The 22389-nt window shown below is 43.8% G+C and carries 24 protein-coding genes; 18 read left to right on the top strand and 6 right to left on the bottom strand.

What is annotated here, in order from left to right:
* Window positions 1-57: 57 nt before the first annotated feature.
* Window positions 58-258: a DUF1107 family protein gene (locus tag OCW38_RS01715; protein ID WP_010435077.1), complete on the bottom strand. Its 201-nt coding sequence runs from the start codon at window positions 256-258 to the stop codon at window positions 58-60.
* Window positions 259-510: 252 nt separating this feature from the next.
* On the opposite strand from OCW38_RS01715, the gene OCW38_RS01710 reads away from it, so the two are divergent.
* From OCW38_RS01710 to OCW38_RS01680, 7 genes are all read left to right on the top strand, one after another.
* Window positions 511-1062, top strand: a complete 552-nt coding sequence (locus OCW38_RS01710) for a YtfJ family protein (RefSeq protein ID WP_010435079.1) — start codon at window positions 511-513, stop codon at window positions 1060-1062.
* 90 nt (window positions 1063-1152) lie between these two features.
* The gene (locus OCW38_RS01705) at window positions 1153-1443 is read left to right on the top strand and encodes a DUF2607 family protein (RefSeq protein ID WP_010435081.1); all 291 of its coding nucleotides are present in this window, start codon (window positions 1153-1155) and stop codon (window positions 1441-1443) included.
* A 41-nt stretch (window positions 1444-1484) separates the two neighbouring features.
* Window positions 1485-2270, top strand: coding sequence for a zinc uptake protein ZrgA (gene zrgA, locus OCW38_RS01700; protein WP_261894882.1), 786 nt, complete (start codon window positions 1485-1487; stop codon window positions 2268-2270).
* 138 nt (window positions 2271-2408) lie between these two features.
* Window positions 2409-3125, top strand: a complete 717-nt coding sequence (locus OCW38_RS01695) for an ABC transporter ATP-binding protein (protein WP_016783717.1) — start codon at window positions 2409-2411, stop codon at window positions 3123-3125.
* On the top strand, window positions 3122-4381 hold the full coding sequence (locus tag OCW38_RS01690; protein WP_016783716.1) for an ABC transporter permease: 1260 nt from the start codon (window positions 3122-3124) through the stop codon (window positions 4379-4381). The genes OCW38_RS01695 and OCW38_RS01690 overlap by 4 nt, the downstream gene beginning before the upstream one ends.
* A gap of 14 nt (window positions 4382-4395) precedes the next feature.
* On the top strand, window positions 4396-4911 hold the full coding sequence (locus tag OCW38_RS01685; protein WP_261894879.1) for a DUF3299 domain-containing protein: 516 nt from the start codon (window positions 4396-4398) through the stop codon (window positions 4909-4911).
* A gap of 351 nt (window positions 4912-5262) precedes the next feature.
* A complete protein-coding gene (locus tag OCW38_RS01680) occupies window positions 5263-6171 on the top strand; it encodes a TIGR03899 family protein (protein WP_016793888.1) in 909 nt (302 codons plus the stop codon).
* A gap of 164 nt (window positions 6172-6335) precedes the next feature.
* Here the strand turns inward: OCW38_RS01680 and cysC are convergent, their stop codons facing one another.
* From cysC to cysD, 4 genes are all read right to left on the bottom strand, one after another.
* Complete coding sequence (gene cysC, locus OCW38_RS01675) at window positions 6336-6956, bottom strand: adenylyl-sulfate kinase (protein ID WP_010435090.1); 621 nt, start codon at window positions 6954-6956, stop codon at window positions 6336-6338.
* Window positions 6957-6980: 24 nt separating this feature from the next.
* The gene (locus tag OCW38_RS01670) at window positions 6981-8705 is read right to left on the bottom strand and encodes an SLC13 family permease (protein ID WP_010435091.1); all 1725 of its coding nucleotides are present in this window, start codon (window positions 8703-8705) and stop codon (window positions 6981-6983) included.
* Between the two features lie 73 nt (window positions 8706-8778).
* On the bottom strand, window positions 8779-10209 hold the full coding sequence (gene cysN, locus OCW38_RS01665) for a sulfate adenylyltransferase subunit CysN (RefSeq protein WP_016768648.1): 1431 nt from the start codon (window positions 10207-10209) through the stop codon (window positions 8779-8781).
* An 18-nt stretch (window positions 10210-10227) separates the two neighbouring features.
* Window positions 10228-11136, bottom strand: coding sequence for a sulfate adenylyltransferase subunit CysD (gene cysD, locus OCW38_RS01660; protein ID WP_004735271.1), 909 nt, complete (start codon window positions 11134-11136; stop codon window positions 10228-10230).
* Between the two features lie 447 nt (window positions 11137-11583).
* Here cysD and OCW38_RS01655 point away from each other — a divergent pair, with 447 nt between their 5' ends.
* The 11 genes from OCW38_RS01655 to OCW38_RS01605 all read left to right on the top strand — a co-directional run bounded on the left by OCW38_RS01655 (window position 11584) and on the right by OCW38_RS01605 (window position 21609).
* Window positions 11584-13560 (top strand): bifunctional 2',3'-cyclic-nucleotide 2'-phosphodiesterase/3'-nucleotidase, encoded by a 1977-nt coding sequence (locus OCW38_RS01655; RefSeq protein ID WP_010435096.1) that lies wholly within the window; start codon window positions 11584-11586, stop codon window positions 13558-13560.
* Between the two features lie 327 nt (window positions 13561-13887).
* The gene (locus tag OCW38_RS01650; RefSeq protein WP_010435098.1) at window positions 13888-14475 is read left to right on the top strand and encodes a DedA family protein; all 588 of its coding nucleotides are present in this window, start codon (window positions 13888-13890) and stop codon (window positions 14473-14475) included.
* A complete protein-coding gene (locus OCW38_RS01645; protein WP_261894874.1) occupies window positions 14472-15605 on the top strand; it encodes an ATP-grasp domain-containing protein in 1134 nt (377 codons plus the stop codon). The genes OCW38_RS01650 and OCW38_RS01645 overlap by 4 nt, the downstream gene beginning before the upstream one ends.
* Before the next feature lie 19 nt (window positions 15606-15624).
* Entirely contained in the window at window positions 15625-16167 is a 543-nt protein-coding gene (locus OCW38_RS01640) for a DinB family protein (RefSeq protein WP_016768652.1), read from the top strand.
* A 1-nt stretch (window position 16168) separates the two neighbouring features.
* Window positions 16169-16918 (top strand): NRDE family protein, encoded by a 750-nt coding sequence (locus tag OCW38_RS01635; RefSeq protein WP_016788484.1) that lies wholly within the window; start codon window positions 16169-16171, stop codon window positions 16916-16918.
* A gap of 12 nt (window positions 16919-16930) precedes the next feature.
* Window positions 16931-17368 (top strand): YHS domain-containing (seleno)protein, encoded by a 438-nt coding sequence (locus OCW38_RS01630; RefSeq protein ID WP_016768653.1) that lies wholly within the window; start codon window positions 16931-16933, stop codon window positions 17366-17368.
* A gap of 10 nt (window positions 17369-17378) precedes the next feature.
* On the top strand, window positions 17379-17822 hold the full coding sequence (locus tag OCW38_RS01625; protein WP_010435109.1) for a hypothetical protein: 444 nt from the start codon (window positions 17379-17381) through the stop codon (window positions 17820-17822).
* A 12-nt stretch (window positions 17823-17834) separates the two neighbouring features.
* Complete coding sequence (locus OCW38_RS01620; RefSeq protein ID WP_016768654.1) at window positions 17835-19589, top strand: lysophospholipid acyltransferase family protein; 1755 nt, start codon at window positions 17835-17837, stop codon at window positions 19587-19589.
* 95 nt (window positions 19590-19684) lie between these two features.
* Complete coding sequence (locus OCW38_RS01615; protein ID WP_010435114.1) at window positions 19685-20251, top strand: Crp/Fnr family transcriptional regulator; 567 nt, start codon at window positions 19685-19687, stop codon at window positions 20249-20251.
* A 57-nt stretch (window positions 20252-20308) separates the two neighbouring features.
* Entirely contained in the window at window positions 20309-20761 is a 453-nt protein-coding gene (locus OCW38_RS01610) for a GNAT family N-acetyltransferase (RefSeq protein WP_010435116.1), read from the top strand.
* Entirely contained in the window at window positions 20761-21609 is an 849-nt protein-coding gene (locus OCW38_RS01605) for a DMT family transporter (RefSeq protein ID WP_010435119.1), read from the top strand. Before OCW38_RS01610 ends, OCW38_RS01605 begins: the two co-directional genes overlap by 1 nt.
* Window positions 21610-21667: 58 nt before the next feature.
* Here OCW38_RS01605 and OCW38_RS01600 read toward each other — a convergent pair whose 3' ends face one another.
* Window positions 21668-22246 (bottom strand): LysM-like peptidoglycan-binding domain-containing protein, encoded by a 579-nt coding sequence (locus OCW38_RS01600; RefSeq protein ID WP_010435121.1) that lies wholly within the window; start codon window positions 22244-22246, stop codon window positions 21668-21670.
* Window positions 22247-22389 lie beyond the last annotated feature (143 nt).

Raw genomic sequence — 22389 nt, 5'->3', positions numbered from 1 at the left:
AACGAAGCCCTTTTTAATTGTTAGCATGTTTTAGGTACGACAATAAACGAAGTTAAGTTACACGGGCAGCGCAGCTATCGTGCCATTAACTTCTTTAAAAATAATCAATTTTTGTTTATCTGAAACTTCAGGGAGAAGCACCTTGCCTTGGTCGAAGCGAAACTCGCCGATACCTTCAATAGCAAACTGGCCTTTGAATAGGACTTTAACGAAACGCGCCACCTGATGTGGACGGTAAGTAGAAAACTCTCTTAACATAATACAACCTCAATTCCATTTGAGTACAACTGCTGCATCTCTGAACAAAGCCTTATTCAAAGCACATCTCATTGCTAAATCCGTTAGCTAACAGCAAGATAATCTATTGTTTACCCTGATACTGTCGCATTATACCTTTTAGTAACAAGCCCGCAACTTGTTTCTACACCGTACGATAAAAAAGTTAAAGAGGCATTTTTCAGATTTCATATTATACTTCCAATGCAAACCAATAAGCGGAACAAAAATATAATGAAAAACAAAACTCTACTGGCTTTTTTAGCCGCAGCCTCTCCACTCCTCGCCAACGCTCACAATCTATCTGTAGGCTCTTCTCTGCCTGCTGTCGATGTTAGCAATTATGGTGAAATTGTCATAAACGACGGTAAAACAGGATATCAAACTTGGGCAACCAATGAGCTCCTAGGAAAAGTTCGCGTCGTTCAAGCTATCGCTGGTCGTAGCAGCTCTAAAGAGCTAAACGCACCACTGATGGCTGCAATTACAGCATCGAAATTCTCAGAAGACAGCTACCAAACCACCACAATCATCAACCAAGATGATGCCATTTGGGGTACTGGGTCTTTTGTTAAATCGTCAGCAGAAAGCAGTAAAGAAGAATTTCCATGGTCTTCGATGGTGCTAGATGAAGACGGAACGGTAGCGTCATCATGGGCTCTAAAAGAAGAGAGCTCAGCGATTATCGTTCAGGACAAGCAAGGTAAAATCTTGTTTGTTAAAGAAGGCGCACTTAACGAAACTGAAGTCACTCAAGTCATTGAGCTGATTAAAGCGAGTCTTTAATCAGATATTCGCGTCTTTTTCGAGACCTAACCAAAGGATATTGTTATATTATAACAGTATCCTTTTTTAATTCTGTGGTAAATCATCTTCATGTGGCAAAACACACCTAACAATGTGAAACGCAAAATAGGCTTTTTGCTCGGGCTGATGCTCTTGCTCAGCGTATTAGCAGCCACACATATGGTAGACTCTGATCCAGGGCATCATACTTCACACCACTGTGAACTGTTTTCGATAAACCAATTCATCACGGCGCACTCACTTCCACAGGTTCCAGAGTTCCCTTCAGAGTTTACTGTCGCTACCACAGAGTCAATAATTTCGTTACAGCGCTTATATTTTGCCTATTTAGCACGCTCACCTCCTGTAAAGATCGCTTAATTACCATTACTTTTTAATTAACCTTTATTCAGGAAAAAAACATGAAACCTACTATTTTAGCCGTTGTTATCGGCATGGCTGTGTCTACGAACGTTTTAGCAAACGAAGAATTCCGCTCTCACGAAGCACATGTGCACGGTAAAGTTGAAGTGAACATAGCTCAAGATGGGCAAGAACTGCTTGTTGAAGTGACGGCTCCAGGCGCTGATGTGGTTGGCTTTGAACATGCTCCAAAAACTGCAGAGCAGAAAGCTTTGTTTGAGCAAGCTATCGCACAATTAAACAAGCCAGAAGAGCTATTTGGTTTCAATAACACTAGCTGTACGCTGAAGTTCAAGTCAGTGACTAACACACTGGAAGGCGATCATGATGACCATGAAGGCCATGACCACGCGGAACACGATCATGATGACCACGAAGGCCATGACCATGCAGAACATGATCATGATGACCACGAAGGCCATGACCATGCAGAACACGATCATGATGACCACGAAGGCCATGACCATGCAGAACATGATCATGATGACCACGAAGGCCATGACCATGCAGAACACGATCATGATGACCACGAAGGCCATGACCATGCAGAACACGATCATGATGACCATGAAGGCCATGAAGGCCATGACCACTCAGAAGGCGGCCACGGTGAATTTACAGCCGAGTACCACTACCAATGTTCAGATATTGCTAATCTGAATACTGTTAATACCCAATGGTTCTCGAAATTCAGTAATACAAAGTCAATGACCGTGAACTTACTGACAGATAGTGTTCAAACGCAAGAAGTTCTTAATGCAGAACGTGTTAGCTTCCGATTCTAATAAGAATTCGATAGATTTTGCGTAGATAAACAACCAAGTAAGTATTCACTTACTTGGTTGTTAAAACCGGTGTACTTGGGGAATTAATTGTCTTTTAGACTGTCCAGAAGAGACACCGCTTTAAATATTGGAGCTAGTATGTCTTTTGACAGTTCATCACTTGTGGTCAAACTAGAAAATATCAGTTTTCGTTGGAAACCTGAATTACCCCCAACGTTAGAAATACCTTCATTACATATTCAACCTAAAGAGCACCTTTTTATTAAGGGGCCAAGTGGTTGTGGTAAATCAACACTGTTAGGGTTACTTACGGGGATAAACCAAGCGCAACAAGGCGAAGTGTCTATCTTAGGCCAAGACCTTACCCAATTGACACCACGTCAGAGGGATAAGTTTAGAGCCGATCATATCGGTTATATATTCCAACAATTTAATCTACTGCCTTACTTATCAGTAATCGACAATGTGACACTTCCTTGCCAATTTTCAAAAATTCGTAGACAGCAAGTCATTGAAAGTCAGAACAGCCTACAAGCAACCGCTCAAGAATTGTTGATCAGACTAAAGCTGCCTCAAGCCTTGATGGATAAACCCGTTACTGAGTTGAGTATAGGCCAACAGCAACGTGTCGCTGCAGCTCGAGCCTTGATAGGCCAACCTAAAATCATCATTGCCGACGAACCGACATCGGCTCTGGATCATAACAACCGAGAAGCCTTTATCGAGTTGTTACTAGAACAAGCGAACCAAGCAGGTTCCACTCTCATCTTTGTTAGTCACGATCCGACATTAGAGAAACTGTTCACTCGAACCATAGATTTAAAAACCGTTAATCAAGCTAAGGTTGTCGTATGAAAGTAATTACTCACTTAGCCCTAAAAAGCGTACTCAACCGTAAAGCCACAGCCATTCTGACGATTCTTACCGTAGCGGTGTCAGTCATTCTATTACTCGGTGTGGAACGTGTAAGAACCGAAGCTAAGAGCAGCTTTGCTAATACGATTTCAGGCACTGATCTTATTGTCGGAGGTCGATCCGGTCAGGTCAACCTACTGCTTTATTCGGTATTTAGAATCGGCAATGCCACCAACAACATCGACTGGAAAAGCTATGAAGAATTTAGCCAGCACAACGCTGTAAAGTGGGCCATACCAATCTCATTGGGTGATTCACATAAAGGCTTCCGCGTAATGGGCACCAACCATAGCTACTTCGTGAATTATCGCTATGGAAGTAAGCAGCCACTTACTTTTCAAAAAGGCAAAGAGTTCGAAGAGCTATTTGATGTTGTGATTGGTGCTGATGTCGCGAAAAAATTAGATTACAAGATCGGTGATAATATCATTCTTGCTCATGGCATCAGCGACGTCGCCTTCAGCCGACACGATAACCTGCCTTTCACTATCGTAGGAATACTTTCTCCAACTGGAACGCCAGTAGACAAAACCGTGCACGTTTCATTAGAAGCCATTGAAGCAATTCATGTCGGCTGGGAATCTGGAGCAAATCTAGGGCATACACCGAACGCTGAAGTATTGAAGCAACGTGACTTCCAGCCTAAACAAATTACCGCAATGATGCTGGGGCTAAACTCGAAGATTCAAACCTTTGCACTGCAACGAGAAATCAATAACTACCGTCAAGAACCTTTGAGCGCAATTATGCCGGGCATTGCATTGCATGAATTGTGGGGCATGATGGCCGTTGCTGAACAAGCACTGCTGATTGTGTCAGGGTTTGTTGTCGTTGCTGGATTATTGGGTATGCTGAGTAGCCTACTCACTAGCTTACAAGAGCGACGTAGAGAAATGGCCATCCTCCGAGCAATGGGAGCAAGGCCTCGACATGTTTTTGGTTTGCTGATTAGTGAAGCTAGTGCCCTAACCTTCCTTGGCATAACCTTAGGTGTCGCACTCTTGTTTGCACTGATCGCAGTAGTTGCTCCAATTGTGCAACAAAGTTATGGTATCAACATATCGATATCCGCAATCACACCTCATGAATGGAAACTACTTATGTTGGTTCAAATTGCAGGTATTATTATCGGCTTTATTCCCGCTTTCCGGGCTTACCGTCAGTCATTGTCTGATGGCATGACTATTCGAATCTAAATTAGGAACCTACAATGCAACGCAAATTCCTACTGATACTTGGACTGCTTTTGTTTCCATTTATCAGCACAGCTCACGCTGACACAACTCAGACTGACGAATCGGTATTAACACTCGATTGGATTGACTTAATTCCAGAATCAGAGCGAGCACAACTAGACTCATTTGGCATGCCGATAGTTAACCACGACAGTATGGACAAACCTCAACAATCGACAATTGGTACTGTTCGCCCCGAGTTGAATGGCAGCACAGTGAAGATTCCTGGTTTTGTCATTCCATTGGAGGGTGATGAGAACATGATCACAGAATTTCTACTGGTACCGTACTTTGGCGCATGTATCCACGTACCACCACCGCCACCAAACCAAATCATCTACGTGAAATTCCCACAAGGAGCACCAATACAGCAATTATGGGATGTGATCTATTTAGTAGGCACGCTGAAAACAGAGTCGATCAGCCACGAATTAGCGCAAACAGGTTATCTTATTGAAGGTACAGCGATTGAAGAATACGACGACATGTAGTCATTAGAAGGGTGGCTCATGGATGAGCTACCGTCACTGAACAAATGATCTTATTCAATAACAGTTTAATAACGATGTTGTTTATCTAACTTACGCGATGTAATCAGATAAATAAGCTAGCACAGCGACATATGTAACGAGTAATAGCCCTATGCCAAGCTGTTTCTTCAGCTTGTTATCATTGACTTGATTCATAACTCCTCCTTGAGAATTACAACAAATTTAACATTTTATTATCATTAGCAAAAGTAAAATTTTGTTGAAGTCTTCAACTCTGCACGCAAAATCTAGCCACCATTAAGATAAAGAGTTACATTTTAGACAGTTAAGTCGTCTCGTAACGGTACTCTTATGTCAGAAACCAAACAGCCAGTAATCATCGAACATGCTAGCAATACCCAGCATAAGCATGAAAAAAAGCCTCACATTGCCGACAGTGCCAGCAGAATGTTGCACATCGCACAAAGCTTCGGTTTAGATTCCTTAATCAGCCATAGTGCAAAACCAACTGATAAAAGTGAAAGTACACTTATCGAGCGGGCACTGTTACGAGAAAAAAAACGTAGAGAGCAGCGTCAAAAGAACCTAGAGCAGATTCTAAAGTTGGCACACTCTTCATGTAAGGATGAAGCGGCTGGAGACCCTGATCAGGACTGGCTATACCGTTTCTTCGATATGGCACAAGAGATCCACAATACATCGATGCAGAGGCTATGGGCTCAAGTACTGAAACGAGAAGTCACCAACCCAGGATCGACGTCGATGAAGGCGCTTCAGATCTTAAAAGACATGACACCAAAAGAAGCGCTCACCCTGCAACGAGCAGCGTCACTGGGTTGTAGTTTTGGTAGTGATAACAGCAGGAAGCTATTACTCGGTTTCAAAAACCATGCAGGGATATTCAGCTTTGGCAAAAGAGACACCACCAATACCATTAACCTTGGTGGGCATAACCTACCCTATTCAAGCCTATTACATCTGATTGAACTCGGGATTATTCTGGGGACTGAGCTAGAGTCTGGGGAGATTGATTTCGATCCAGCCTTGCACCTAACCTATCAAGGGAAAGGTATGTCACTGGCACCGTTGTCAAAAGGGGTGAAGCTGATTTACTACCGATTCAGTCCTACTGGAAATGAGCTGTGCGCCTTGCTTGGGAATAAACCCAATGGGCAGTACTACGACCAACTTATTGCTTTATTAAGCCAAAAATTTACGGTACAAACAGAAGTTAAAAGCACCGTAAACTACACCGTCTAGACAATAGACGGTGTAAGCAATAGACAATATAAAAAGTGACGATTATTGAGAGGAATAGAAATCTAGTAGATAGGTTTCGTGTCTCGATAAACCCAAGCTGGATTACTTATGAAAGCGTAAATATGCAGATAAGTAAATGGGTAGCCTTAGTCATACCAACCCTATTAATTGGCTAAAATATTACGCTTCTCTAACGCATCAATACACAATTCGACCAGTTCATCGAGTGTCTTCTCACCTGCCGGTAGATCGATTTCTGGGTTCTGAGGGGCTTCATAAGCAGAGCTAATGCCCGTGAAATTCGGGATTTCTCCAGCACGTGCTTTTTTATACAAGCCTTTAGGGTCGCGCTGCTCGCACACCTCGAGCGGCGTGTTAACAAACACCTCTAAAAACTCGCCTTCCGGTAGCAGGTCTCGCACTAACTGTCTCTCCGCTTGATGAGGAGAAATAAAAGCAGACAGTACAATTAAACCTGCATCCGCCATCAATTTAGCCAGCTCACCAATACGTCGGATATTCTCTCTACGATCTTGCTCAGAGAACCCCAAATCACTACACAATCCGTGACGAACATTATCACCATCCAATAAGTAGGTATGATAACCAAGCTGTGCTAGGCGATTTTCTAATGCTCCAGCGACTGTCGACTTCCCAGAACCAGATAACCCCGTGAACCAGAGCACAGCTGGCTTTTGTGATTTAAGATCAGAGCGAAATGCTTTATCAATCGAATGTTGATGCCACACAACATTCTCATCTTTTGGTTTGAGTACTGCGGTCATAAATAGTCCTTTAAATAAACAGCATTAAAATGGAAAAAAATAAGGAATTAGGGTCAATACCAAGCCCGAATAAACAATCGAGATTGGGATACCGATACGTAGATAATCCGTGAGACGGTAATTACCTACGCTATAAACAAGTAAATTGGTTTGGTAGCCGTATGGCGAAATAAAGCTGGCGCTGGCACCAAACAGAACCGCCATAATAAACGGCATAGGATCAACTCCATAACCTACTGCCATACTGTAACCAATCGGAAACGAGAGTGCTGCTGCCGCATTATTGGTCACCAGCTCTGTAAGAACCAACGTCATAAAGTAGGTCGCGACTAACGCACCAAACACGCCCCACCCATTGAAGGCTTCTATGAACATCAGCCCCATACGCTCAGATAGCCCAGATGAAATCATCAGTTGAGCAATAGAAAGAGCAGAGCCCACTATCACCACAATATCAACCGGAAAACGACGACGAAGCTCACCCAGCTGCACCACACCAAATGCCACCAGCAATAGTAAGAAACCTGCTAGTCCTTTGATAATCGGCACCACGTCAGCAAGGGCTAAACCAATCACACTGGCAAAACCGAGCAACACGAACGTCGATTTATCTGCATCAAGCTTGGCACTTGAGTCCAAGTCATTCATCAGCACAAACTCTTTGTTATGCTGCTGACGCTGCTCTTCAAAGCGTTTTCCGGGAACCAAAATCAAGGTATCACCTGCGGTTAATGTGATATTCCCTAACCCACCTTCAAGGCGTTCATGCCCACGGCGAATGGCAACCACAACTGCATCGAAGCGGTCTCTAAATTGACTAGTTTTCAGTGTTTTATTACAGAAGCTTGCCGATGAGCTCACCACTACTTCAACAAAGCTTTGTCCGTTAAGGTGGTGTTGACCAAACAAGGTTAGCCCTTGAATCTCTTGTAATGTCGCTACGCTCTCAACATCACCACAAAACAGCAGTCGATCACGAGCTTGGAGAATAAAATCAGGGTCAATAGACGCCGTAGTTTTCCCGTCTCTAATAACTTCGGCTAAGAACAGTTTTCTCAGCGCTCTAAGGTTGTTTTCACTGACACTGCGACCAACTAACGGTGAGCCGGGCTCAACCCTTGCTTCAAGAAAATACGGAAGGTCGTCCTGCGATCCATCATCGTAGCTAGGTAAAAAGTAACTCAGAGGAATAAGGATCAATACCCCACCGACCAAAACAGCTAAACCGATCAAAGTTGGCGTGAAAAAGTTTAAACTCGGCAGTCCTGCATCTTCAACAAAGCTATTAATGATCAAGTTGGTTGAGGTGCCGATCAATGTCAGGGTTCCACCTAAAATGGCAGCGTATGACAGAGGGATAAGCAGTTTAGATGGCGCGTGTTGTTGATTGCGTTTGATTGCGCCGATCAAAGAGACAACCACCGCCGTATTATTAGTAAAAGAAGAAAGTAACGCTGTGGAAATACCCAACTTCGCGACCACGGTGCCTAGCCGGCCTTCAGAAATATTGCGGCTAACCCAGCTGATCAAGCGAGTTTTCTCCAACGCACTTGATGCGAGGATAAGAAGAATTAAAGTCAGTAGCGAAGAATTCGTGAAATTACTCGCTAAGCTCGACAGATCTATCATGCCTGCCATAAAAGCAATAAACGCTGCACCAGCAAAGATAAAACTAGGCTTAATTCGGGTAACGAGCAGGCAAGTAACAATGCCGAGCAAAATCGCTAATACAAATCCTTGTTGCCACATATACACGTCCTTTATGGCGGAAACGATGAGTTTCCGCCTTACACCATTGATTCAATGAGCAATTACTTGTCGTTTATGACTTCAGTAACTGGCTTAAATCCTTGGCATCCCAATGAGGGAAGTGTTTACGAACCAATGCGTTGAACTCAAGTTCAAATGCAGAGAAGCTACCTACTTGCTGTTCAACAGAGTCCAAACGATCTCGAATCAAACCTGCACCAACCGTTACGTTGGTAAGACGGTCAATAACAATAAAACCACCGGTATCGGCACTTTCACGATATTTATCCAGCGCAACAGTTTCGTTCAATGACCATTCACATAAACCAATACCATTCAGTGGCAGCTCATCCACTTCATAGGTCGACAAATTATTGATGTCATACTGATGACGAACTACTTCAACCTGACCAACCGTTTTCTTGCCCGCGATTTTGATGTCGTAAGCTTTACCTGGTTTCAGGGGTTGTTCAGTCATCCACACGATATCTGCCAATACATGGTTAGTGGATTCAATTTGCGCGTTTTCCAACACAATCAAATCACCACGACTGATATCGATCTCATCTTCAAGGGTCAACGTTACCGCCAATCCCGCTTGTGCAGATTCCAAATCGCCATCAAAAGTCACAATGCGTGCAACTTTAGAGGTCTTGCCAGATGGAAGCGCCTTGATCTCGTCACCCACACTCACACGTCCAGAAGCAACGGTGCCAGCAAATCCGCGGAAGTCTAAATTAGGACGGTTCACATACTGCACAGGGAATCGGAATTCACCTGCAGAGCGTTTTTGGTCAATGTCTACATTCTCTAGCACTTCTAATAGAGACGGGCCTTCGAACCATGCAAGCTCTTTGCTTGGCGCTGCAACGTTAATGCCTTCAAGCGCAGAAACAGGCAGGATTTGAATATTGGTTTCGCCTTCTAGGTTTTCAGCAAATTCTAGGTACTCATCGCGAATCTCTTCAAAACGATCTTGTGCATAATCCACTAGATCCATCTTGTTGACTGCTACAATGAAATGCTTCAGACCAAGTAGATTGGAGATAAACGAATGACGACGCGTTTGATCCAATACGCCCTTACGAGCATCAATCAAGATCACAGCCAGATCACACGTTGAAGCGCCTGTTGCCATGTTGCGCGTGTACTGCTCATGCCCTGGAGTATCAGCAATAATGAACTTACGTTTTTGCGTCGAGAAGTAGCGGTACGCTACATCGATCGTAATGCCTTGCTCACGCTCAGCCTGCAGACCATCAACAAGCAGTGCTAAATCAGGCTTCTCACCCGTAGTACCTACTCGCTGACTATCAGAGTGAACAGCTGCTAGCTGATCTTCATAAATCTGTTTTGTATCATGGAGCAAACGGCCAATTAACGTACTTTTGCCATCATCTACCGAGCCACAAGTTAAAAATCTAAGCATAGATTTATGCTGATGCTGACTTAGATAACCTTCAATCCCTAGTTCAGCCAATTCGGCTTCTACTGCACTATTCATTTTTCTTTCCTTAGATTCTTAGAAATAACCTTGGCGCTTTTTCAGCTCCATCGAGCCCGACTGATCATGGTCAATCGCTCGACCTTGACGCTCACTAGAAGTAGCCACCAGCATCTCTTCAATAATGCCTGTTAACGTATTGGCTTCAGATTCAACCGCTCCAGTTAGTGGGTAGCAACCTAAAGTTCGGAAACGAACACTTTTCTCTTCAATCACTTCACCTTCTTGCAGCTCCATACGGTCATCATCAACCATGATCAGCATGCCATCACGCTCAACCACAGGGCGTTTGTCTGAAAGGTAAAGTGGAACAATATCAATGCTCTCTAAATAGATGTATTGCCAAATATCGAGCTCAGTCCAGTTTGATAGAGGGAATACACGAATGCTCTCGCCTTTATTTACTTGGCCGTTATAGGTATGCCAAAGCTCTGGGCGTTGGTTTTTTGGATCCCATGTGTGATTCTTGTCGCGGAAAGAGTAAACACGCTCTTTTGCTCGAGATTTTTCTTCATCACGACGTGCACCACCAAAAGCAGCATCGAATCCATACTTATTTAACGCCTGCTTAAGGCCTTGAGTTTTCATGATGTCAGTGTGTTTCGAAGAACCATGCACAAATGGGCTACATCCCATTTCAATACCTTCTGGGTTCTTATGGACTAAAAGGTCAAAGCCGTACTTTTTAGCCGTACGATCACGAAATTCAATCATCTCGCGAAATTTCCAATCGGTATCTACGTGTAACAGCGGGAATGGAATCTTACCTGGGTAAAACGCTTTGCGAGCTAAATGAAGCATCACAGAAGAATCTTTACCTATGGAGTACATCATCACTGGGTTATCAAACTCAGCCGCTACTTCACGGATAATATGAATACTTTCCGCTTCTAGCTGTTTTAAGTGGGTTAAACGTTCTTGGTCCATTTCAGTGCTTCCTTTAAGGCTCGCGTTACGAGCAATTCATTACTTGGCATACCAAGTAAGGGATTTAACTCATCCACTGGTGTGAATGGGAGTATTGGCACTAGAAGAAAACAGAAGCTTCGTATGAGCTATCCTTGCTATTCATCTGCCTGATACGTCCTTGATATAGGCATTATGACGAGCCTCTCATATTACTGGAAATTCTAAAATTTCATTTTTTATTCGAAAAGCTGATAAGGGATTGGATTTATCGATAAACAGATGAAATGAATGGACTAATATTATCGATATCATTTGTACATTGATGGGCAGCTTTGAGAGGTATATTGCAGAACACCATAAAGTAATCGATCAAAGTCACGATTTAACATTCGTTGTAATCATTGTTTCATTCGATTTTGTTACATTACGCAACAAATTTTCTACTATCCACTTTGGAGCTACACAATGAAAGTTGCAATAAAACCTTTGTCATTGGCTGTACTTGCGGGTCTTGGTTTGACTCTAGCAGGCTGCACAACAACACCAGATACCGATGAAGTGATTAAACTACGTGTCGTAGAAACGACGGATATCCATACCAACCTAATGGATTACGACTACTACAAAGACAAGCCATCGAAGAAAATCGGCTTAGCACGTACTGCAACTCTAGTAAAAGAAGCTCAAAACGAAGTAACCAATAGCGTATTAGTTGATAACGGTGATTTACTGCAAGGTAGCCCAATGGGTGACTACATGGCAGACAAAGGCATCGTTGCTGGTGAGGTTCACCCTGCATATAAGGCAATGAACCAACTAAGCTACGACGCTGCAAACCTAGGTAACCACGAGTTCAACTACGGTCTTGAGTTCCTAGAAGAGTCTATCAACGACGCTGATTTCCCATACATCAGTGCTAACGTTTACGACGCAGAAACCAAAGAACACTACTTCACGCCTTACATCATCAAGACTCACACGTTTGAAGATACAGCAGGCGTAAAGCATGAAGTAAAAGTCGGCTACATCGGTTTTGTTCCACCACAAATCATGACGTGGGATAAGAAGAACCTAGAAGGCAAAGTGATCGCTCGCGATATCATTGAGACAGCTAACGAGTTAGTACCTCAAATGAAAGCGGAAGGCGCTGAAGTTATCGTTGCTATCCCTCACTCAGGCGTATCAACTGACCCGTACAAAAATGGTGAAGAAAACTCAACGTTCTACCTATCTGAAGTAGACGGCATTGATGCAATCGCATTCGGCCACTCTCACGCAGTATTCCCAGGTAAAGGTTTTGATGACATTCAAGGCATCGACAACGAAACGGGCACAATGAACGGCGTTGCGGCAGTAATGCCTGGTCGTTGGGGTAGCCACGTTGGTGTTATGGATCTAACACTTGCACAAAAAGACGGTAAGTGGGAAGTCGTTAAAGGCCAATCAGAAGCACGCCCTATCTACGACAAGATAGAAAAGAAATCACTTGCTGCTGCTGATGAAGGCATCGTAACAGCACTAGAAAAAGACCACGCAGGTACTCGTGAGTTTGTTAACCAACCGATTGGTAAAGCAGACGATGTGATGTACAGCTTCCTGTCTCTAGTACAAGACGATCCAACAGTTCAAATCGTTAACCTTGCACAGAAAGATTACGTTGAACAGTTCATCCAAGGTGACCCAGACCTAGATGGTACGCCAGTACTTTCAGCCGCTGCACCATTCAAAGCCGGTGGCCGTAAGAATGATCCAGCGAACTTCACTGAAGTTGAATCTGGTCAACTGACATTCCGTAACGCAGCTGACTTGTACCTCTACCCGAACACACTAGTTGCGATGAAGGTTACAGGTCACGAAGTAAAAGAGTGGCTTGAGTGTTCTGCTGGTCAGTTCAACCAAGTGGATGTTAACTCAACTGCACCACAACAGTTGATCGAGTGGGATAACTTCCGTACTTACAACTTCGATGTAATCGACGGTGTTGATTACCAAATCGACGTAACTCAACCTGCGAAATACGATGCAAACTGTAAAGTGGTTAACCCTGACTCACAGCGTATTGTTGGCCTAACTTACCAAGGTAAGCCAATCGACATGAAGCAAGACTTCCTGATCGCAACCAACAACTACCGTGCATACAGCGCTAAGTTCCCAGGCACAGGTGAAGACTTCATCGCATTTGATGCACCAGATGAGAACCGTACTGTTCTTGCAAACTACATATCTCGCGTAAGCAAAGAGCAAGGTCAAGTGAGCCCAAGCGCGGATAACAATTGGTCATTTGCGCCAATCAAAACGGATAACAAACTAGATATCCGCTTTGAAACATCTCCAAGCGACAAAGCAGCAGAGTTCATCAAAGAGAAGGGTCAATACCCGATGAAACGTGTTGCGACTGACGATGTTGGTTTTGCTGTTTACCAGATTGACCTAACTAAATAGATTGCTTAAGTAATCCATAGTTAACATTCTGAAAGGCTGAGTTTAACGACTCAGCCTTTTTCTTTTTCACATGGGATCCCCATATCCAACGCCCGGCTTTCAAATCCAAACTCTCGATACATCTACTTTAAAAACAACACATTATTCGCTTTCATTTCGCTTTAAGATCGACTTAAACAACGCATTTCAAACCACGGATGGAATCAAGCTCGCACAAAAAATCCTCAATCATCTGTAAGTTTTTCTCAGCTCCTCGTGTCTATTTAATTTACTACACTCAATGAATGACCAATAAGCCATTCATTTATAGGATAGATAGGACATTTGATGAGCACCGTCGAGAGTATCCAAGCATGGTTAAATACAGGAGAGGAATCGCTGCTATGGCTGATGCTTGGCATTATCGCGCTTTCTTATCTGCTTGAAGATCTGGCGATTGTTACGGCGGCAGGTATAGCGACTCAAGGTCTAATACTTCCTCAATATGCGCTGCTTGCCATTTTCATCGGCATTGCCACGGGTGATCTCGGTCTTTATTACTTAGGAAAGTCAGGACGTTACTTCCGAGGTGTGCGATATAAAGCTCTCACGAATAAGTACTTTCGTTTGCTTCGTACCAAACTACGTCAGAACGCATTCAGCAGCCTTTTTGTCATCCGCTTTATTCCCGGGCTTCGTACCGTCGGCTTTACCTTAAGTGGCTTTTTCGCAATCCCACTCCCTACTTTCTTATTTGCCGTTATTAGTGCCACTGCGATCTGGACTGGCATTGTCTTCTCTGCCATCTACTATTTAGGGACATCAGCGTGGCTGCAAGCCTCTGAATATCAATGGGTCGTCATCCCATGTGCCATCGCTTTGCTGTTTATCTGCAATCGATTAATGAATAGAACCTACTCTAGAGGATTATCATGAGTTCACCGCAAGATATTCGCATCATTCCATCACATCAAATCAATGCTGGCATGCCCCTACTTGAAAAAGATACCGTGCGCAGTGTCTCTCCTTATGAGTTTCTTCCGGCTTGGTTTTTCTACACGCCAGTGGTGATTCAAAGCCTGATGCAAGGGTTATGGCACTTTGACTGGACACTGCCGCTCATCGCTAACCCGAGCATCAAGTTAAGCGGAATGGTCGGCGAATCAAAACACGAGATACTGAGCCTTGCCGGATCATCGAGTCAGCGTTGGATCTCTCCGTTTATCACCTTAACCAAAACGGATCTTAGCAGTAAGAAACAAGCTGAAGATGCGCGCAGCGCACTCATACAGTCGGATCTCGATTTCCCGATTGTGGCTAAACCGGATCTTGGTTGTCGAGGTGTTGGTGTTAAGCTGATCAACACACAAGATCAACTAGAACAGTATGTTGAATCTTTCCCAAATAATGCTCGCTTTCTATTGCAAGAAAAGGCGCCTTATCAAGCCGAAGCGGGTGTATTCTACGTTCGTTACCCAAACAAAAAGCAAGGCGAGATCATCTCGATCACACTCAAGTATGCGCCAATGGTGGTGGGTGATGGCAGCTCGACACTCAAACAGTTAATTGAAAATAGCCCGCGTGCAGGACAGCTCAGTCACCTCTATCTGCCAAGACATCAAGGTAAATTGGATCAAGTGCTCGCAGAGGGCGAAGAGTTTCAACTCGCGTTCGCAGGCAGCCATAGTCGTGGTTGTATCTTTCGAGACGGTAATCAATACATCACTCAGGCTCTAACAGAACGTTTAGACGAGATATTCGATGATTTCGATGGCTTTCATTTTGGCAGACTCGACGTCAAATTTAAGGACATGCATAGCCTAATGAACGGCGAGGATTTCACTATCCTCGAGGTCAATGGTGCGAGTAGCGAAGCCGGACATATCTGGGATCGCAACACACCACTACGAGAGATATTTTCTACACTACTTCTGCAATACCGCATTCTTTTTGATATAGGTGCTCAACAGAAGCACCGAGGCCATAAGACTCCCTCTTTCAAGAGCTTATTTGCTGCGTGGCAAGAAGAGCGACGTCTTGTTCAACAATATCCGACCACCGATTAACTTTGTACGAGGACCATGAATGAACCCCATAGCCCAACCAAGCGCCCTCACTTCTTTCTCTCCAAGTATCACAGGAGCGGTAGAAATATTGAACCAGGGGCTAGAGTTTTTGTTAGCGATATCCGACAGCGACTACCTGACACGAGCAAAGCCGCACGTTACAAGCTCTATTGGTGAACATACTCGTCATACGCTCGATCTTTTTCACGCCTTGATCTTAAAAGAGAATGCAACCGTTGATTACAACACTCGCCGTCGTGGTCATCCCGTCGAGTACGAGCGCTCAATTGCAGTAAAAGAGATCCATTATGTGATCAACTGGCTTGAGCGATTAGACCGTCGGGATCTCGAAGCGCCTATCATGATCCAAACCGAAGTTTCAATGGATGCTCAAGTATTCGCAAGCCTACCTTCTACGCTAGAAAGAGAAGTCACCTTCGCCGCGCTGCATGCCAATCATCATTACGCGATGATCAAAGTGATCACCACCTTCCTAGACATTGACACCTGCAATACCTTTGGTTACGCCCCAACGACTAGCAGCTATCTGAGGGAACAATAATATGTGCTCAGTCTCTTGGCTACTTGAAGAAAATGGTTATCAGGTCTTTTTCAATCGTGATGAACAGAAAGCACGAGCACTGGCGATGCCGCCTAAACAATATCGAGTCAACGGTGTCGATATCATAATGCCACTCGACCCTACTGGCGGTGGTAGTTGGATAAGCATTAATGAGTTCGGGCTTTCTTTATGCCTACTCAATAACTATCAAGGCATAGTACCTGCTGGTCCTTTGGTCAGCCGCGGTTTATTACTTAAAAACCTATCATCGAGTCGTAACATCAGTAAGCTCTCTGAAGCATTTCATCAGCTAGACCTACACTCTTTTGCTCCTTTTACCTTGTTGGCTTTCGCCCCGAATTTAACTCAGAACAGTGGTTTGGTTATCGCCTACATGTGGGATGGTATTCAACAAAAAATCGTCGACACTGATTCTCCACTCTTCTCATCCGGTGTCGATTTAGAACGCGTGCAAGCTTATCGTAAAGCGAAATATGATCAGCTGATGGAAACCGGTAAGAATCAACAGAACTTACTGATGTTCCACTCTCATCATCACAGCGAACAACCTCATTTAGCAACCTGTATGCATCGTGAAGACGCACACACGGTGAGCTTTACTCATTTACGCAACCTACACGGCCAAGCTTCGATGTTTTATGCACCTGGCTCGCCTTGCGAACCCATTAAGCCATGTCGGATAAATCAACAGCGCTTTACCTTCGATTTATCACCCGCAATCAATCTATAGATGGAGTCTATCATGAGAAAACTATTAACCATGGTTCTGCTACTTGTTAGCCCGTACGTATTTGCCGCCGATGAAATCTACACCGGATTCTTTAGCAGCAAGGCACTCGATGGCTACGATACTGTCGCGTATTTCACTTCCGGTAAGCCCGTCGAAGGCAGTCAAAAATTCAGCACCGAGTACAAGGGTGCAGACTGGTATTTCTCTTCTGAAAAGAATTTGACTTTATTTGTTAATAATCCTGAAAAATATGCCCCTCAATATGGAGGCTATTGCGCTTGGGCTGTATCAGCCAAGAGCGACTTTGCACCTGGAGACCCTCATCAATGGACGATTGTTGATAACAAGCTTTACCTCAACTACGACCAGGAGATTAAGCAACGCTGGGAGCAAGACCAAGCACAACATATTCAGCAAGCCGATAAAGTTTGGCCGAAACTGATCAAGTAAGGGAATAACGATGACATTCACTCCAACCAAGCATATCCCTGCGGCATTTATCGCGTTTGTGTTTATTCAGTCACTGTTTTTTAAGTTCACTGGCTCATACGAGACTGAACATATCTTTGGCACTCTCGCGACATGGTCTGGACTAAGTTGGTTCGGCTCGCTTGGCGGCTATTTAATTGGATTCGCGGAATTGATTGCTGCTATTTTGCTATTCACACGCTGGCATGGCCTTGGAGCCATCATGACAGTGGGAATTATGAGTGGCGCGATTTTCTTCCACCTGTTTACGCCACTCGGCATTCAAATGCCTGAGTTCAATACAGCGGGTGACATTGTCGGTTATGACGGCGGGTTATTGTTTGGTATGGCATGCCTAGTCTGGTTATGCGGTGCATTTTTAAGTGTGAAAGATTTCAAGAATCAAGACGGTTTCCTAAACAACTTTAGTCAATAAGGTAGCTTCATTATGATTGATAGTCCTTTTCGTTTACCACGTTACACACCTTTTGGTTTAGGTGAGTCTGTTGTCGAGTGGGCAACTGGGCTATCTAAGCTAGACAAACTCTATCAAGATAGACCGAACGAGTTATCTAGCTTTGAGTTTATGCATCACACTCTATCGGCACTCAATATCGACTATTCGGTTTCATCTGGAACCACAGAGAATATTCCAGAAGATGGGCCTGTGGTGATTGTGGCCAATCATCCTCTTGGCGCGATTGAAGGCGTGATCCTTGCTGATCTCGTAGGATCGGTAAGGAAAGATGTAAAGGTACTGGCGAATGAGTTGCTCAAGCGACTGCCTGAACTGGATGATCTTTTCATCGGAGTCGATGTCTTTAATAGCAAAGAATCGAAACGAACCAACGCCAAAGCGATTCGAGATGCCAATCGTCACTTAGCAGATGGTGGACTGCTGATTGTGTTCCCTGCGGGCGAAGTCTCGAGTTACCGCAAAGGGGCAAAGACACTGACAGACATCGAATGGAGCAAATCGGTAGCCAAATTCGTCAAACGTCATCAAGCCACTACGGTACCTATCTTTATCAATGGTAAAAACAGTGAGCTTTTCTATCAAGCTGGCCGTGTCCATCCACTATTAAGAACAGCTCTACTCGGCCGTGAACTCCTCAATAAGCAAGCGACCACGATCGCTATCTCTATTGGCTCTTCGATTCCATATTCAGAAATAAAATCGTTTGAACAAGAAATGGATATCGTCAACTACCTGCGACTCAATACCTACCTGATGAGTCAACAAGATAGCCCGAACACACCAATCCACGCGCCCTCTTTTGATACTCAAGTGATTGCTCCGATTCCACAAGAAGTCTTGGCAATAGAGATAAATTCACTCCCTGAAGAGATGAAACTGCTCGAGCAAGGTGACTTCGAGGTCTACTGCACGCCAAGCCAATCTATCCCTAACTTAATGCGCGAGATTGGTCGAGTCAGAGAAGAAAGCTTTAGAGAAGTCGGAGAAGGCAGCGGCCTTGCCTGTGACTTGGATGAGTATGACCTTTACTACCATCAACTGTTTGTGTGGAATAAAACTAAAGCAGAACTAGTCGGTGCGTATCGACTCGGTATGGTCGACAAGCTAATTGCTGAGCATGGGCTTGATAAGCTCTACTCTCGTAGCCTGTTTAACTACAATCAAGAGTTCATTGACACCTTAGATAACAGTATTGAACTAGGACGCTCCGTAGTGAGTAAACCTTATCAAAAGAGTCTTAACTCACTGTTACTATTATGGAAAGGCATCGCGGCCTTTGTATATCACCACCCTCAATATACCCATTTATTTGGTCCGGTAAGTATCAGTAATGATTACAGCCACAATGCACGATTATTGATAGCGACCACCTTATCCATACATCATTACGATGAACAAAAGGCGAACCTGGTTTCTCCTTCGTCACCACTCAATACCAGTAATAATGTGTTCTGGCAGAATCACCTACTATCGTCATTGGCGAGTGTCCCTCTGCTTTCTAAAGTGTTGGCTCGTATGGAGCAAGGAAAAGGCCTACCAGTACTGCTTCGCCAATACCTGGGGATGAACGGTAAACTGGTGTGCTTTAACGTCGACCCATCGTTTAATGATGCTTTGGATGGCTTGATTGTCGTCAACCTCAAGAAGGTACCATTGAAAACTCTAGGCAAATATATGGGCCGAGAGCTTGCTCAAGACTATCTAGAGCAGCATTCAAAGCGTTAGGTCATTAATACTGACCCTATATTGATATTCAAATTCTGTACCTCTCCCCAAATAAGTGCGATGATTTCGGCACTTATTTGGGCTAGGTCACCTTCATGCACACGTCTTTTATCGAACAACTACAAAGCTTTGATTTCTCTGAAAATCAGATTGAATCTCTATTAGCCGTCGCAAAGCCCCTTGAGCTCCCAACAAGACACATTCTGATCAATCAAGGTGAGATGGCGAGTTCAATCTACTTTGTGCTTGAAGGCTTATGTCATGCTTGTTACCTCACTAATGACGGAAAACAATACAGTAAAGAATTCTACTGGGAACAAGACTGGATCATAGGCTTTGAGAGCTTGATAAAAAACCAAGCGTCCCCTTACCTATTAGAAACGCTCACACCCATCACCATGTTAGAACTGCCAATGAACGCCGTAATCGAGTGGCGAGCATCAAACAACCCTCTATACCTAAAGTTGTTAGAAACTCAGCTCATGCATAAAGAAAACAAAGAACGCTTTATGCTGCTCTATACTCCTGAACAACGTTATCAACTGTTCTGCGAACATTATCCTGATCTTGAACAGCGCTTGAACGACAATCAAATTGCCGCTTACCTAGGAATAACCGCCATCAGCCTTAGCAGAATTAAAAGTCGAATTAACAATAGTTAATGCCAACAATCATCGCGCATAGTACATTCAGAGCATCGATAATCTCTGGATGTAAACATGATCACTTGGCACTCAATTCCTTTTTCTGAACTCTCAACACAACAACTGTATCAACTACTTAAATTAAGAGTCGATGTATTTGTGGTTGAGCAAACTTGTCCTTATCCAGAGCTCGACGGCAAAGATATACTCACAGGTGTTGAGCACCTACTTGGTTATTCTGATAAAGAGTTAGTAGCGTGTGCACGCATACTCCCTCCTGGCACCACATACGATAACGTCAGTATCGGTCGTGTCGCGACCAAGCAATCAGCAAGAGGAAATGGCTTAGGGCACCAATTGATAAAAGAGGCATTGATTCGTTGTGAAGAACTTTGGCCAAACGCGACCATAGACATCGGTGCACAAGAACACCTAGAAAACTTCTATGCAAGCCATGGGTTCAATACGGTGTCTGAGATGTATCTGGAAGATGATATTCCACATCTAGACATGAGATTAGAGAAATAATGTCGAATATCACTGTCGGTATTTTATTACTGATTGCAGGTAACTTGTTTGCCTCGTTTTCCGACGTAGCGGTAAAACTGTTGAATGGCGAAGTGCCACCACTTCAGTATATTTTTTTCCGACAGTTGATATCTCTGATCATCATTACGCCTTTGTGGCTGCAGCAGAAAAAAGAAAAACGGCACTTAAAACAAGCTAAAATAACCTTCATACGAGGGCAGCTTATCTTAATCGGTAGTGGATGTATGGTTGTTGCAATCACTCACTTATCTTTGGCCACCGCTAATGCTGTATTTTATGTCGCGCCCTTATTGATGTTGCCTCTATCGATGTTTCTACTAAAAGAGCAACCAGCACTCGGTAAAGTTATCGCCACCACAATAGGCTTTATTGGTGCACTGATTGTATTGAGACCTTCGCAATTTCATTGGGCAGCGCTGTTTGCTTTGGGGACAGCACTCACTCTCGCACTATTTAATGTACTCGTAAGAAAGCTTCCTAGTGAACAAACCGTCATCACAACACTGTGGTGGACAACGCTATTTTCCATTCCTGCATCATTGATACTGTGCTTTCTATACTGGCAACCCGTGTCTGTCGAGCACTTGGGATACATAGCCCTGAGTGCAACACTCATATTAAGCTATAACGGCTTTGCCGTTTCCGCTTACCAAAAAGCTCATTCCAACCAAATAGCATTAGCTGAATATTCAGGATTAGTCTTTGTCGCACTTATAGGTGCGCTATGGTTTAACGAGATTCCAGACACATTAACTTTTACCGGAATAATGCTCATTATCTTACCACTAGCACCTTTTAAGCGACCAAAAAAAAGAGCTAACGCTTAGCTCTTTTTATCACTGATCTATGTCTATGAAGTGCCTTAACTAACGGGTCAGAATCGCTCTATTTGCTTCGACCAAAACCACCGTCAGACAGTCTAAAGAACATTACCGAAGTATCACCCTTCTCTAGCTGAAGAATATCCAGTTGCCCAGTCTCAGCAAGTTTGAAACGAACGAGCTGACCCTTGCGGATCTGGCTTAGTGGCTTATCAGCACCTTCAATACGAACCAAGGCATTAAGATCAGACAATGGCAAATCATTATTTCGGAAAACCTGCGCTAGAGTATCTCCTTGTTTAACAAGGTACTCTTGCCAATTACTGGGTTCTGATGAATTGCTTTTGGCATTTTGCTGTTCACTTAAACCAACGGTGTTTATCTCAAGCTCAACGCGCGATGTTATCGGAGCAGAATCCACTTTCGGTTCTGGTAGCGGCACAAAAAGTAAAATTAATACAATCGGCGAAATCACCATCAATAATCTCTGGTGCAGCTTTGGTAATGAACTCCAAGTTTCCGTTATCGAAGTCTTCATCTTCTTTATATCGATTGAGTTCAATTTCGCTTTTATCTGTTCCAGTCGAACCTTGAGCTCTGCTAAGTGGTCAACTTTTTGCTTTTTCTTTTGACGACGATTCATGCCACTGCGTCCTATATATTGAATAACTACAGTATAAAAACCAAAGTACCAACAGTATAGATCTTTCCGTCACAACGGAGAGCAAAGCGAGAAAATTGACATCCCTGTGATATCAGCACGGTAAAGCACAAGTGATCATAGGC

The sequence above is a fragment of the Vibrio cyclitrophicus genome (assembly GCF_024347435.1).
GTDB lineage: Bacteria > Pseudomonadota > Gammaproteobacteria > Enterobacterales > Vibrionaceae > Vibrio > Vibrio cyclitrophicus.
Note: the sequence above shows the minus strand (reverse complement) of the source record. Positions and strands in the feature narration are given on the sequence as shown.